Source organism: Aquabacterium sp. (genome assembly GCF_049274795.1).
Classification (GTDB): Bacteria; Pseudomonadota; Gammaproteobacteria; order Burkholderiales; family Burkholderiaceae_C; genus Aquabacterium.
The window spans coordinates 1-12962 of sequence record NZ_JBASTH010000038.1 but is presented as its reverse complement, the minus strand read 5'-3'; the positions used below and the strand labels follow the sequence as shown (position 1 = coordinate 12962).

The following is a 12962-nucleotide window of genomic DNA, read 5'->3' as shown; positions in this document are numbered from 1 at the left end:
GCCAGCCACGCTGACGCCGCAGTCCCCGCTATGGAAACCCGACCCGCCCCCCTGGGCCTGATGCGAGAGGATGACAGCCTGGACGACTTCCGCATCGTGTCAGCCGTGGAGATCCAGGCCATCCTGCGCCAGTTGCTGGAGACCCACACCATGGTCACCCTCAGCAGCCCGGGCGGCGCCAGCTACACCACCCTGCTGTGGGCCGTGGACACGTCCCGCGGCGTCATCTGCTTCAGCGCCGAGTCGGGCGATCCGCGCCTTCAGCAACTGCTGGAATCCGACGAGATCGTGGCGGTGGCCTACCTGGACAGCATCAAGGTGCAGTTCGACCTGGAAGGCGCCGTGCAGGTACGCGGCGGTGACACCGCCCTGAACGCCAATTTCCCGCGTGAGCTGTACCGCTTCCAGCGGCGCTCGAGCTTTCGCGTCAAGCCGCTGCTGAGCCACACGCCCACCGCGCACTTCCGCCATCCGGCCATGCCCGACATGCAGCTGTCGCTGCGCATCCTGGACGTGAGCCTCGGCGGCGTGGCCCTGGCCGTGCCCAAGGACGTCCCCAGCATAGGCGCCGGCACACACATCCGGCGCTGCATGCTCGAGCTCGATGCCGACACGCAGCTCGATGTCGGCCTGTCCATCCACCACGTGACCGTGCTCAACGAATCGCAAGGCGCCCGCCTGGGCTGCGAGATCGAAGGCCTGCACGGCAGTGAGGAGCGGGCCCTGCAGAACTACATCAACCAGACCCAGAAGCGCCGCAACGCGATGGCCGTGGGTTGATCCACGCCGACCGCCCGGGTCGGTGGCGCTGGTAGCATTCAGCGCATGCAAGCCTCTGCCCCCTCCTGGATCATCGCCACTCGCGAAAGCCGCCTCGCCCTGTGGCAGGCCGAACACGTGCGCGCCCTGCTGGGCCCGCTGAGCGGCCGTTCGGTCGACCTGCTGGGCATGACCACCCGCGGTGACCAGATCCTGGACCGCGCGCTCTCCAAGGTCGGCGGCAAGGGCCTGTTCGTCAAGGAACTCGAAGTAGCGCTCGAAGAGGGCCGCGCCCACCTGGCCGTGCATTCGCTCAAGGATGTGCCCATGGAACTGCCCGAAGGCTTCGTACTGGCCGCCGTGATGGAACGCGAAGACCCGCGCGATGCGCTGGTCTCCAACCACCACGCCACGCTCGATGCCCTGCCGCAGGGGGCCGTGGTCGGCACCTCCAGCCTGCGCCGCCTGGTGCAACTGCGCGCCCTGCGCCCCGACCTGCGGATAGAGCCGCTGCGCGGCAACCTCGACACCCGCCTGCGCAAGCTCGACGACGGCCAGTACGACGCCATCGTGCTGGCGGCCGCCGGCCTCAAGCGCCTGGGCCTGGCCGACCGCATCCGCCAGGTCATCGAACCCACGCAGATTCTGCCCGCCGCCGGGCAAGGCGCCCTGGGCCTGGAGATCCGCGCCGACCAAACCGAGCTGCACCAGGCCCTGCAAGCGCTGAACCACGCGCCCACGCTGTGGGCCACGCTGGCCGAGCGGGCCGTCTCGCGCACGCTGGGCGGCAGTTGCTCCATGCCCCTGGCGGCGCACGGTACCTGGTCGGGCGACACCCTCACCGTGGATGTGCTGCTGGGCCACCCCGAGCGTCCCGGCCTGCTGCGCGCTGAAACGCAAGGCCAACCCACCACGGCCGAAGGCGCCGAAGCGCTGGGCCTGCTGGCCACCGACCGGCTGATCGAGGCCGGTGCACGCGATTGGCTGGACAGCATGCCGGCATGAAGATCCTGGTCACCCGGCCCGAGCCGCAGGCCTCTCAGTGGGCTGAGCAACTGCGGGCCGCCGGTGAACCCGCCGATGCCCTGCCCCTGATCGAGATCGGCCCGCCGCCCGATGCGACGGCCGTGCACGCGGCCTGGGCCCAACTGCCCCATACCCGGCTGGTGATGTTCGTCAGCCCCAATGCGGCGCTGTGGTTTGCCCGCCAGCGCCCTGCCGGCATCACCTGGCCCGCCACCACGCTGGCCGCCGCGCCTGGCACCGGCACCGCCGACACCGTGCGGCAGTGCCTGCACAACGCCGGCCTGCAAGACGCGCAGATCATCAGCCCCGCGCCGGACAGCGATCAGTTCGATTCCGAGCACCTGTGGCCCCTGCTGGCCCCCCTGCCCTGGCAGCATGAGCATGTGCTGATCGCCAGCGGCGGCGACCAGGGCGAGGCCCGGGGCCGCCAATGGCTCACCCAGCAATTGCAGGCCCAAGGCGCCCAGGTATCGGCCACGCTGGTCTACCAGCGGCAGGCCGCCCGCTGGAGCACCGCGCAGCAACAACTGGCCACACAGGCCCACGCTCAACCCGAGCGCCATGTCTGGCTGCTCAGCAGCTCCGAAGCCATCGACCACCTGCGGCAGGCCTGGGCCGATCAAGGCGGCTTGCCCCCCGGCGCCCGTGCCCTGGCCACCCATCCGCGCGTGGCCGAGAATGCCAAGCTGGCCGGTTTCACCCATGTGCGCGACACCCGCCCTACCCTTGAGGCAGTGGCGCAAGCACGACGAACCTGGGCCGCCGAGACCGCCTGAAGCGCCCCCCTGCCGGCACAGGGCGCCCCCGGTCGATACAATCGATTCGTGACCGATACCCTGACCGTACCTGCCACCACCGCTGTGCCTCCCGCCGCACCACCGCCGGCGCGCTCCTCCGCGACCCGCTGGATCGTGGCCGCCGTGGCCTTGCTGGCCGCAGGCGGCGCCTGGCTGGGCTGGAGCGCACAGCAGCGCCTGCAACAACTCGAATCCGAACTGGTCAAGCGCCAGGAGCAGAGCCAGGACGAGGCCAAGGAGGCCCGCCTGCTGGCCAAGCAGGCCCTGGACAACGCCCGCGACGCCGTGGCCAAGTCGGCCCTGCTCGAAACCCGCCTGGCCGAAGTCACACTGCAGCGCGGCCAGCTCGACGACCTGGTCAAGACCATGAGCCGTTCGCGCGACGAGACCTTGCTGGTCGATGTCGAGGCCAACCTGCGCGTGGCCGTACGCCAAGCCACGCTCACCGGCAGCGCCGAGCCCCTGGTGTCCGCCCTGCAGAACGCTGATGAACGCCTGCTGCGCGCCCAGCAGCCCAGGTTGGAGCCCGTGCGCCGCGCCATTGCCAAGGATCTGGACCGCCTCAAGTCCACACGCGTGGCCGACCTGTCCATCCTGGCGGTACGCATGGATGAAGCCGTGCGCATGGTCGATGCCCTGCCCTTGCTGAGCGAGCCCGGCAAGCAATCCGACAGGGCAGATGCGGCAGCCGCAGCGTCGGCGCCCGCCCGTGCGAACGCACGCAAGGCCGCCAAAGCCGCCCACGCAGCCAGCCAGGCAGCGTCGTCGCCTGATGCCGACCCCGTATGGTCCGACCGCGTGCTGGACTGGAGCCAGAAGGCCGGCCAGACCGTGTGGCAGGAAGCCCGCTCGCTGGTGCGCCTGACCCGCATCACCCAGCCCGAGGGCATGCTCATCGCCCCGGAGCAGGCCTTCTTCCTGCGCGAGAACCTCAAGTTGCGCCTGCTCAATGCGCGCCTGGGCCTGCTCAGCCGCCAGACGGCCACGGCCAACGCCGACATCCAGTCGGCCCAGCAAGCCATCAAGCGCTACTTCGATGTGCAATCGCGCCGCACCCAGGGCCTGCAGAGCCTGCTGGCCGACATCGCCGCGCAAAGCCCGCAGACCCAACTGCCCCGCCCCGACGACACGCTCGCGGCGCTGGCCACACTGTCCGGAGGCCGCTGAGCGCGGCTCCCGGGAAAGGCTGTCCTGATGCGCACGATCGTCTGGATGCTGGTGCTGGCCGTGGTGGCCGTGGTCACTGCCACCGGCCTGGGCAACAACGATGGTGTCGTCACCATCTACTGGCTGGGTTGGCGCACCGATCTGTCGCTCAACCTGTTCCTGCTGGCCATGGTGGTGATCTGCTTGGCCGTGTACTCACTGATCCGCGGCCTCGATGGCCTGCTGGACCTGCCCGAGCGTGCCCGCCTGTGGCGCACCACCCAGCGTGACCGCGCCGCGCAATCGGCCCTGCGTGAAGCCCTGGCCCTGTACCTGGCTGGCCGCTTCACTCGCGCGCACAAGGCCGCGCAGCGCGCCGTGGTCATCCAGGCCGACACGCCCGATCTGCAGCCCGATGCCGAGTTCACCGCGCTGGCCCACCTGCTGTCGGCCGGCAGCCTGCACCGCCTGCAAGACCGCAGCCGCCGCGATGAGCACCTGCAGCGCGCCCTGGACATCGGCCGCCTGACCCGCAAGCCCCGCGCCACCGAAGAAGGCGCCCGCCTGCTGGCCGCCGAGTGCGCCATCGACGACCACGATGCGCCACGCGCCCTCAAGGACCTGGCCGAGCTGCCCCCGGGCGTGGCCCGTCGCGTGCAGGCATTGCGCCTCAAGCTCAACGCCGCGCGCCTGGCCCGCCAGCCCATGGAAGCGCTGCGCACAGCACGCCTGCTGGCCAAGCACCAGGGCTTCACGCCCGTGGCCGCACAGGGCCTGCTGCGCACCCTGGCCTCTGAAGCCTTGTCCACCAGCCGCGATGCGGACCAACTGCGCCAGCAGTGGAGCCAGCTCGACACCCAGGACCGCGCCGATCCGCTGGTGGCCAGCCGCGCCTCCATCCGCATGGCCGAACTGGGTGCGCCTGAAGAGGCCCGCCGCTGGCTGGCCCCGCTGTGGGACGACATCGCGCGCTGCACACCCGAAGCCTGCGATGCAATGGCCAACGCCTTGAGCCACAGCGTGGCAGGCCTGGAGGCCGAATGGCTGCCGCGCCTGGACAAGGTCTCGACCACCGCGCTGCGTACACCATCACTGGCCCTGGCCGTGGGGCTGGCCCTGGCCGAGCGCCAACTGTGGGGCAAGGCCCGTACGCTGCTGCTGTCGGCGGCCAATGACACGCGCCTGGATGGCCCGCGTCGCCGTCAGGCCTGGATCACCCTGGCACGTCTGGCCGAGCAGGAACAGCGCACCGAAGAAGCCGCCCGCTACTGGCGCTCAGCCGCCATGGCCGGTGAACGCTAATCTGCTGGCAACGGCCCCGAAGAAAATTCATAAAAAATTGGGTGGCTGGACGAATGCATTGAAACCATGCTATAGTTTCACTTCTCAGCGGCTGTAGCTCAGTTGGATAGAGTACTTGGCTACGAACCAAGGGGTCGTGGGTTCGAATCCTGCCAGCCGCACCAACAGGTAAGCCCTGAGTCCGAAAGGACTCAGGGCTTTAACCTTTTGGGCGTCCTGCTACATCGCACTGCTACAAAGTGCGAAAGACATGGATGGTTTCTTCCAGCGCGGGAGCGTCTGGTGGGCTCGATTGGCGGTGCCGGCGCGATTGCGTGGCACAGCAGGTCGCCGTGAGTTTGTTCAGTCCACACGCACCTCCGACAAAAGTGTCGCGCGTGTCATAGCATCAGCACTTTTAGCCAACTGGCGACGCTAGCTGGTCGGCCCTGCAAAACCCCGCCAACCCGCATGAACACTGGGTTTGCGCCGGTACCGCTGGGTGCGTGATCCCCCGAGAATCGGTTGCATCACGATTTGATTTCTGGGAGTTTTGCCGATGCCCCAGCCCGACAGCGCCGACTTCTTCCGCCAGCCGCTGGCCGAGATGATCGAGCTGCGACATCCGCAAGGTGATCTACACGACCAACGCCATCGAGAGCATCAACGCCCAGTTGCGCAAGATCATCAACACCCGGGGCCACTTCCCCAACGATGATGCGGCCACCAAGCTGATCTGGCTGGCGCTGCGCAACATCACCGCCGATTGGGGGCATGCCTCGCATGACTGGAAGAGCGCGATGAACCAATTTGCGCTCCTCTACGAAGAGCGCTTTATCAAATCCGCTGCGTGAGCAGCTTCCCGCCCCGAACACAAAAAATCTGACACATCCACGAGCACCGAAGAGCAGTCACGCCGAAGGCGTGACTGCCAACACTGAAGCCCGGCCAGCCCCCGCATCCCGCGCCCGCGCTACCCCGACAAAGCGCCCCCTCTGCACGCAAAGCAAAGACCCAAAGAAAAAAGCCGCTGCAAAAACAGCGGCCTTTCATCAGCAAGAAGCCAGCAAGCGATCAAGCCGCCTTCTTCTGCTCATCACGCAGCTCGCGCCGCAGAATCTTGCCCACGTTCGTCTTGGGCAGGTCATCACGGAACTCGATGTACTTCGGGCATTTGTAGCCTGTCAGCTGCTCCTTGCAGAAGCGCGCCAGGTCTTCCTCGGCCAGCGTCGGGTCCTTCTTGACCACGTACAGCTTCACTGCCTCGCCCGACTTCGCATCCGGCACGCCCACAGCAGCACACTCGACCACGCCGGGGTGCATGTTCACCACCTGCTCCACCTCGTTGGGGTACACGTTGAAGCCCGATACCAGGATCATGTCCTTCTTGCGGTCCACGATCTTGCACAGGCCGGTGGCGTCCATCACGCCCACGTCGCCGGTGCGGAAGTAGCCGTCGGCCGTCATGACCTTGGCGGTCTCGTCCGGGCGGTTCCAGTAGCCGGCCATCACCTGCGGGCCACGCACCGCGATCTCACCCGCCTCGCCGATGGCCAGCTCATTGCCAGCATCGTCCAGAATGGCGATCTCGGTCGAAGGCACCGGCAGGCCGATGGCCGCGTTGAACGCGGTGTTGTCCAGGCGGTTGATGGTGGCCACCGGCGAGGTCTCCGACAGACCATAGCCTTCCACGATCGGGCAACCCGTGACCTGCTTCCACTTGTCAGCCGTGGCCTGCTGAACTGCCATGCCGCCGCCGTTGCACACGCGCAGGCCGGAGAAGTCCAGCTTGCTGAAATCCGGGTGGTTGACCAAGCCGTTGTACAACGTGTTCACGGCCGGGAACTGGTTCACCTTGAAGCTCTGCAGCGTCTTGATAAAGCCGGGGATGTCACGCGGGTTGGCGATCAGGATGTTGAGCGTGCCCATGCGCGCGCCCACCATGTAGCAGGCCGTCAGCGCGAAGATGTGGTACAGCGGCAGTGCGCATACGCCCACCAACTGCTCGTTGCCATTCTTGTCCAGTTCGGGCTTGAACCAGGCTTCGACCTGCAGGATGTTGGCCACGATGTTGCTGTGCAGCAGCGTCGCGCCCTTGGACACGCCGGTGGTGCCGCCCGTGTACTGCAGGAAGGCCACGTCGCTCGACTTGATTGTCGGGCGCGTGAACTTGGCGTTCGCGCCCTGCGCCATCATGTCGTTGAAGCGGATCACCTGGCGGCCGTTGCCGTTGGGCAGCGAGAACTCGGGCACCATCTTCTTGACGTGGCGCACCACGAAGTTCACCAGCTTGCCCTTGAACCACGGCAGCATGTCGCCCATGGCGGCCAGCACCACGTGCTTGACCGGCGTGCGGTCGATCACTTCCTGCAGCGTGACAACGAAGTTCTCCAGGATGACGATGGCTTCGGCGCCCGAATCCTTGAGCTGGTGCTCCAGCTCGCGCGGGGTGTACAGCGGGTTCACGTTGACGACCACATAGCCGGCACGCAGCACGGCCGCGATCGCGACCATGTACTGGGGCACGTTGGGCATCATCAACGCCACGCGGGCACCCTGCTTCAGGCCCTTCGACTGCAGCCACGCGGCCATCACCTTCGAGGCCTCGTCGAACTGCTCGAACGTCCAGCGGCCGCCCATGAAAGCCGCCGAATCACGCCGCGCGAACTTCTTGAATGATTCATCCAGAAGGTCCGCCAGCGAGTTGTAGATGCTCGGGTCGATCTCGGCGGGCACACCAGGTTGGTAGTGGGCCAGCCAGGGCTTCGCGCTTGCCATGCTTGTCATCCTCTATCTCTATGGAAACGAAAAAAAGCGCCCAGGGGGCGTCCGCAAAACAATTACAGCCATTCTGCAACAGTTCCACACACCTAAGGCGCCATTCAGACGCGGGGAGCCCTGGGGTCTTCCCGTACTTTAGAGCAATCTGAAATCAAACGTTTCCATTTAAGATCCCCCGGCTGGCGTGGAGTCCCCAAAAAACGTCACACGCCTCACATGCAGCCCCCTGAGCCCGCCCATGAGTACTGCTCCCGCTTCCCCCGCACCGGCATCGCCAAAGCGACGCTGGTTTCTCAAAACGACCCTGGCCGTGGTGGCCGTCGGTGCTGCCGTTGGCGGCGGCATCTGGTTCCGCCAGGGGTTTGAAGGCACGGCGCTCACGCCGCACGGCCGCGAGGTCTTCAAGGCCGTGGCCCGTGGCGTGCTGGGGCCGATGCTGCCCGCGGCAGAAACGCCTGAGCGCAAGGCCATGCTGGAGCGCTATCTGGGCAACCTCGAGGCCCTGATCAATAGCCTGCCCCAGGCCAAGCGCAACGAGATCGCCCTGCTGGCCGGCATGCTGGCCAACGCACCCACGCGCTGGATGCTCTCCGGCATGTGGACCTCCTGGGCCGACGCCAGCGACGAGCAGGTGATCCATGCCCTGCGCGAGTTGCAGTCATCCGACTCCCTGGTGCCCAACATTTCCTACGCGGCCGCGCGCGCCCTGACGTGCATGGCCTACTTCACGATCCCCGACTACTGGTCTCATGTGGGCTACCCCGGCCCGATGGCGATATGAGCAAACAGCCCGATGTTTTTCGCGACGGCATGCAGCAGCATGGCTGGAAGATCTTCAATGGTGAACAAGGCCTGCCCGAGAAGCTGAGCTGCGATGTCGTGATCGTCGGCACCGGCGCTGGCGCCGGCATCACGGCCGAGGTGCTCACCCGCGCCGGCCTGGATGTGATCCTGCTGGAAGAAGGCCCGCTCAAGACCAGCAGCGACTTCAACCAGAAGGAAACCGAGGCCTACACCACGCTTTATCAAGAGAGCGCCGCGCGGGCCAACGTCGACAACAGCGTCGCCATCCTGCAGGGCCGCTGCGTGGGCGGCACCACCGTCATCAACTGGACGAGTTCCTTCCGCACGCCGCCCGACACCCTCAAGTACTGGCAGGACCGCTTCGGCCTGAAGGACTACACCGTCGAGTCCATGGCCCCCTGGTTCCAGCAGGCCGAGACCCGCCTGGGCGTGGCCCCCTGGGAAGTGCCGCCCAACCCGAACAACGAGTTGCTGCGCACGGGCTCGACCAAGCTGAACCTGCCCTCGCACGTGATCCCGCGCAATGTGCGCGGCTGCTGGAACATCGGCTCGTGCGGCATGGGCTGCCCGACCAATGCCAAGCAGTCGATGCTGGTCACCACCATCCCGGCGGCCCTCACGGCTGGCGCGCGCCTGTACTACCAGACCCGCGCCGAGTCCTTCACCATCAAGGATGGCCAGGTCCAGCAGCTCAAGTGCGTGGGCATCCGCCAGAACGGCGACAAGGTGTCGGACAAGGTTCTGACCATCACGGCCAAGCACTATGTGGTGGCCGGTGGCGCCATCAACTCGCCCGCCCTGCTCAAGCGCTCCGACACGCCCGATCCGCACGGCCTGATCGGCAAGCGCACCTTCCTGCACCCGGTGTCCTTCTCGTCGGCCGTCTACGCCGACAAGATCGAGGGCTGGACGGGCGCCCCGCAGTCCATCTACTCCGATCACTTCCTGCACACCGGCCCGGTCGACGGCCCCATCGGCTACAAGATCGAAGCCGCGCCCATCCACCCGGGCCTGGTGGCCGTGCTGCTGGGCGGCATCGCCGGTGACCTGGCCGAGCGGCTCAAGCACTACCCGCACACGCAGATGCTGCTCTCGCTGATGCGCGACGGCTTCCACCCGGAATCCGAAGGCGGCAGCGTGTTCCTGAACGTGGACGGCTCACCGCTGCTGCACTACCAGCTCACGCCCTATGTGCTCGACGGCTTCCGCCGCTCGCTGCTGAGCATGGCTGAGATCCAGTTCGCCGCTGGCGCACAGAAGGTGCTGCCCTACCACCAGCAGGGCAAGTACTACACCAGTTGGGCCGAGGCCCAGAAGGCCATCAACGCGTTCGACATGCGCCCCTTCCTGACCGGTGCCGGCAGCGCGCACGTGATGGGCGGCTGCGCCATGGCCGGCGACGAGCAACGTGGCGTGCTGCAGCCCGATGGCGTGCACTGGCATGTGTCCAACCTGTCGGTGCACGATGGCTCGGTCTTCCCGACCAGCGTGGGCGCCAATCCGCAGCTGTCGATCTATGGCACCACCAACCGCCTGGCCACTCAGCTGGCCAAGCGGCTGTCCGGGAAGGATGTGGCGCTGGTCTGAGCCACCACCGACTCACCCAGGATCACGCCCGCAGGCAAGGGCTGGTTGTGCGGCACACGCCGCGCACTGCCCGAGCCCAGCCGCCAGGCCACCCAGCCCACGCAGGTCGCCAGCGCCAGGTGGCGCATGGAGTGGCCGCTGATGACTTGGCCCGTCCAATCGAAGAAGGGCCGGTCAGCCCAGTCCACCGTCTGCGCCACCACGAAGCTCAGTTGTGATCGCATCCAGTCCTGGCGTGAGAGCAGGTGGCCGTGCAGCGTCCAGGCGCCCGTGGCCACCAGCGCGATGGGGCTCAACTCCAGCCAGATCAGAGGGCGCAGATCACCCACGCCCCACACGTGCAGGCTGTAGAGCCACCAGATGCCTCCCAGCAAGGTGGCGATCAGCGCGGTGGCTATGGCCGGGCCCAGACCAAAGCGCCGGTCGATGCGTTCGGCCAGGAAGGCCGCCGCGAACAGTGAGCAGGCCGCCGAGCGCGGCACCTGATCCCAGATGAAGGACACGTCACTGGGCTTCCAGTGGTAGACCATGCCCCCCACCGTAGCCAGCATCTGGCAGCAAAAGAACCAGCCCCACACCCAGCGCAAGGGCTCATCACCGGGCAGGCGGCTGACCCGCCACATGCCCCACACCCCGATGGGCAACAGCGGCAGGTGCGACCACACATTGACGGCATACGGCATGCTCCACAGCGAGCGCTGATCAGCGAACTGGTGCATGTGTGGCACCAGGCTCACCGGCCCCCAGGCCACCAGCCCGGCCGCTCCCGCCAGCGCCATCGCGAACACCAGCGCCACGGTGGAACGCCGTGACAGCACGGAAGACACCTGGGCAGGTTCAATGGATGGAGGTTGGGGCATGGTGAACGGCAGGTCTGACAGGCATGGCAGACAGCGCGATCCTCCCGCAGGATCGGGGAAGCGTTCAATGCTAACCCCCTAGAAACAAAGCAACAAGTGCCGTTACAGCTGGCGCCCAGGGGCTGCTCAGTGCCGTCCAGGCATGAAAAAACCCCGCCGGGGCGGGGTTCTCGTTGCTTGCTTTCCGGGCAGGCCCTAACAGGCCTGCGGGGAACAGCGAAGGCAGCTTACTTGGCGCGGGTGCCGACCACTTCGATTTCGACGCGGCGGTTCTTGGCGCGGCCGTCAGCAGACTTGTTGTCAGCCACGGGTTGCAGTTCGCCCTTGCCTTCGGTGTAGACGCGGTTGGCTTCGATGCCCTTGCCGGTCAGGTAAGACTTGACGGCTTCGGAGCGGCGCACCGACAGCTTCTGGTTGTAGGCCTCGGAGCCGACGGAGTCAGTGTGACCCACAGCGATGATGACTTCCAGGTTCAGGTCCTTGACCTTGTCGGCCAGGTCGTCCAGCTTGGCCTTGCCCTCGGGCTTGAGCACAGCCTTGTCGAAGTCGAAGAAGGCGTCAGCGGCGAAGCTCACCTTTTCGCTGGCAGGAGCGGGCGGCACCACCACGGGGGCGGGGGCAGCAGCAGGTGCCGGAGCGGGGGCAGCAGCCGGGACGGGAGCAGCGGCCGGGGCGGGCACGCCATCGCAACCTTGAACGCCGGTGGCCGGGGTCCAGAAGGCATCGCGCCAGCACAGTTCATTGGTGCCGTTCTTCCACACGGTGCCGTCGGAGCCGCGCCAGTTGTCGATCGCCTGGGCTTGGGCCGCGCCAGCGGTCAGGGCAGCAACAGCGAACAGGGCGGCAATGTTGTTCAGTTTTTTCATGTGTGAATCCTTACGTTGGTCGACGTTTGACGGCAGCCGAACTGCCTGGGGTCCCTTTTGGCCGGGGCAACCAACGGGGGTATACCCTAGCGAATAACGCACAACCCATTCTGCCATACGCGGACGAAGGCTCAAGTCAAGTCCCTCAGACAGGTCCTTACAGCCCTCACTTGTTGCTGTGTTGCGACAAGGCGCAGGCCCGGCTGTCTGGAAAAGCGAGTGGAAAGCGCCCTGCGCGCGCGATCTACAATCGGGGGTTGCCCAGCGCATCCCACCATCACGCATGACGCAATTCGCCAAGGAAACCCTGCCCATCAGCCTCGAAGAGGAGATGCGGCGTTCGTACCTCGATTACGCGATGAGCGTGATCGTCGGCCGGGCCCTGCCCGATGCCCGTGACGGCCTCAAGCCCGTCCATCGTCGCGTGCTCTACGCGATGAACGAGATGGGCAACACCTACAACGCCAAGTACCGCAAGAGCGCGCAGGCCGTGGGTGAAACGATGGGTAAGTACCACCCACACGGTGACTCGGCCATCTACGACACCATCGTCCGCATGGCGCAGCCCTTCAGCCTGCGCCACATGCTGATCGATGGCCAGGGCAACTTCGGCTCGATCGACGGCGACAACGCCGCCGCCATGCGGTACACCGAAATCCGCCTGGACAAGATCGCGCACGAGCTGCTGGCCGACATCGACAAGGACACGGTCGACTTCGGGCCCAACTACGACGGCAGCCACAAAGAGCCGCACGTGCTGCCGACGCGCCTGCCCAACCTGCTGGTCAACGGCTCGGCCGGTATCGCGGTGGGCATGGCCACCAACATCCCGCCGCACAACCTCAACGAGGTGGTGGATGCCTGCCTGCACGCGCTGAAGAACCCGGATTGCTCGGTCGATGAACTCATGGAGATCATCCCGGCGCCCGACTTCCCCACCGCCGGCATCATCTACGGCCTGAGCGGTGTGCGCGAGGGCTACCGCACCGGCCGTGGCCGCGTGGTCATGCGCGCCCGCGTGCACTTCGAAGACATCGGCAAGGGCGACCGCCAGG

The 12962-nt window shown here is 66.5% G+C and carries 12 protein-coding genes, 1 tRNA gene and 1 pseudogene; 11 read left to right on the top strand and 3 right to left on the bottom strand.

Features of this window, described 5'->3' with window-relative positions:
* Positions 1 to 30: 30 nt before the first annotated feature.
* The 8 genes and pseudogenes from WAQ08_RS06020 to WAQ08_RS05985 all read left to right on the top strand — a co-directional run.
* The gene (locus tag WAQ08_RS06020) at positions 31 to 780 is read left to right on the top strand and encodes a flagellar brake protein (protein WP_422189979.1); all 750 of its coding nucleotides are present in this window, start codon (positions 31 to 33) and stop codon (positions 778 to 780) included.
* A gap of 45 nt (positions 781 to 825) precedes the next feature.
* A complete protein-coding gene (hemC, locus tag WAQ08_RS06015; RefSeq protein ID WP_422189977.1) occupies positions 826 to 1764 on the top strand; it encodes a hydroxymethylbilane synthase in 939 nt (312 codons plus the stop codon).
* Complete coding sequence (locus WAQ08_RS06010; protein ID WP_422189975.1) at positions 1761 to 2561, top strand: uroporphyrinogen-III synthase; 801 nt, start codon at positions 1761 to 1763, stop codon at positions 2559 to 2561. Before hemC ends, WAQ08_RS06010 begins: the two co-directional genes overlap by 4 nt.
* 48 nt (positions 2562 to 2609) lie before the next feature.
* Entirely contained in the window at positions 2610 to 3749 is a 1140-nt protein-coding gene (locus WAQ08_RS06005; protein WP_422189973.1) for a uroporphyrinogen-III C-methyltransferase, read from the top strand.
* A 27-nt stretch (positions 3750 to 3776) separates the two neighbouring features.
* The gene (locus WAQ08_RS06000; protein ID WP_422189971.1) at positions 3777 to 5030 is read left to right on the top strand and encodes a heme biosynthesis HemY N-terminal domain-containing protein; all 1254 of its coding nucleotides are present in this window, start codon (positions 3777 to 3779) and stop codon (positions 5028 to 5030) included.
* Positions 5031 to 5117: 87 nt separating this feature from the next.
* Positions 5118 to 5194, top strand: a tRNA-Arg gene (locus WAQ08_RS05995).
* An 86-nt stretch (positions 5195 to 5280) separates the two neighbouring features.
* On the top strand, positions 5281 to 5448 hold the full coding sequence (locus tag WAQ08_RS05990; RefSeq protein WP_422189969.1) for a DUF6538 domain-containing protein: 168 nt from the start codon (positions 5281 to 5283) through the stop codon (positions 5446 to 5448).
* 184 nt (positions 5449 to 5632) lie between these two features.
* Positions 5633 to 5863, top strand: a pseudogene (locus WAQ08_RS05985) (transposase); the annotation flags it as partial.
* Between the two features lie 220 nt (positions 5864 to 6083).
* Here the strand turns inward: WAQ08_RS05985 and WAQ08_RS05980 are convergent.
* Positions 6084 to 7787, bottom strand: a complete 1704-nt coding sequence (locus WAQ08_RS05980; RefSeq protein WP_422189967.1) for a long-chain-fatty-acid--CoA ligase — start codon at positions 7785 to 7787, stop codon at positions 6084 to 6086.
* Positions 7788 to 8028: 241 nt separating this feature from the next.
* Between WAQ08_RS05980 and WAQ08_RS05975 the strand changes: the two genes are divergently transcribed.
* Together WAQ08_RS05975 and WAQ08_RS05970 are read left to right on the top strand one after the other, a co-directional pair.
* Positions 8029 to 8571 (top strand): hypothetical protein, encoded by a 543-nt coding sequence (locus WAQ08_RS05975; RefSeq protein ID WP_422189965.1) that lies wholly within the window; start codon positions 8029 to 8031, stop codon positions 8569 to 8571.
* Positions 8568 to 10181, top strand: a complete 1614-nt coding sequence (locus tag WAQ08_RS05970; protein WP_422189963.1) for a GMC family oxidoreductase N-terminal domain-containing protein — start codon at positions 8568 to 8570, stop codon at positions 10179 to 10181. The genes WAQ08_RS05975 and WAQ08_RS05970 overlap by 4 nt, the downstream gene beginning before the upstream one ends.
* On the opposite strand, the gene WAQ08_RS05965 is transcribed toward WAQ08_RS05970, so the two are convergent.
* Together WAQ08_RS05965 and ompA are read right to left on the bottom strand one after the other, a co-directional pair.
* Positions 10136 to 11041 carry a hypothetical protein gene (locus WAQ08_RS05965; protein WP_422189961.1) on the bottom strand — a complete coding sequence of 302 codons (906 nt, stop codon included), beginning with the start codon at positions 11039 to 11041 and terminating at the stop codon, positions 10136 to 10138. The genes WAQ08_RS05970 and WAQ08_RS05965 overlap by 46 nt on opposite strands.
* Positions 11042 to 11268: 227 nt before the next feature.
* Complete coding sequence (ompA, locus tag WAQ08_RS05960) at positions 11269 to 11907, bottom strand: outer membrane protein OmpA (RefSeq protein WP_422189959.1); 639 nt, start codon at positions 11905 to 11907, stop codon at positions 11269 to 11271.
* Between the two features lie 283 nt (positions 11908 to 12190).
* Between ompA and WAQ08_RS05955 the strand changes: the two genes are divergently transcribed.
* On the top strand, positions 12191 to 12962 hold a 772-nt coding region (locus WAQ08_RS05955), incomplete at its 3' end, for a DNA gyrase subunit A (RefSeq protein WP_422189957.1).

Bases quoted from the DNA above. Each gene is read 5' to 3' on its own strand.
- WAQ08_RS05975 (WP_422189965.1), top strand. From the start codon at position 8,029: ATGAGTACTGCTCCCGCTTCCCCCGCACCGGCATCGCCAAAGCGACGC.
- hemC (WP_422189977.1), top strand. From the start codon at position 826: ATGCAAGCCTCTGCCCCCTCCTGGATCATCGCCACTCGCGAAAGCCGC.
- WAQ08_RS05970 (WP_422189963.1), top strand. From the start codon at position 8,568: ATGAGCAAACAGCCCGATGTTTTTCGCGACGGCATGCAGCAGCATGGC.
- WAQ08_RS05980 (WP_422189967.1), bottom strand. From the start codon at position 7,787: ATGGCAAGCGCGAAGCCCTGGCTGGCCCACTACCAACCTGGTGTGCCC.
- WAQ08_RS05990 (WP_422189969.1), top strand. From the start codon at position 5,281: ATGGATGGTTTCTTCCAGCGCGGGAGCGTCTGGTGGGCTCGATTGGCG.
- ompA (WP_422189959.1), bottom strand. From the start codon at position 11,907: ATGAAAAAACTGAACAACATTGCCGCCCTGTTCGCTGTTGCTGCCCTG.
- WAQ08_RS06010 (WP_422189975.1), top strand. From the start codon at position 1,761: ATGAAGATCCTGGTCACCCGGCCCGAGCCGCAGGCCTCTCAGTGGGCT.
- WAQ08_RS06020 (WP_422189979.1), top strand. From the start codon at position 31: ATGGAAACCCGACCCGCCCCCCTGGGCCTGATGCGAGAGGATGACAGC.
- WAQ08_RS06000 (WP_422189971.1), top strand. From the start codon at position 3,777: ATGCGCACGATCGTCTGGATGCTGGTGCTGGCCGTGGTGGCCGTGGTC.
- WAQ08_RS05965 (WP_422189961.1), bottom strand. From the start codon at position 11,041: ATGCCCCAACCTCCATCCATTGAACCTGCCCAGGTGTCTTCCGTGCTG.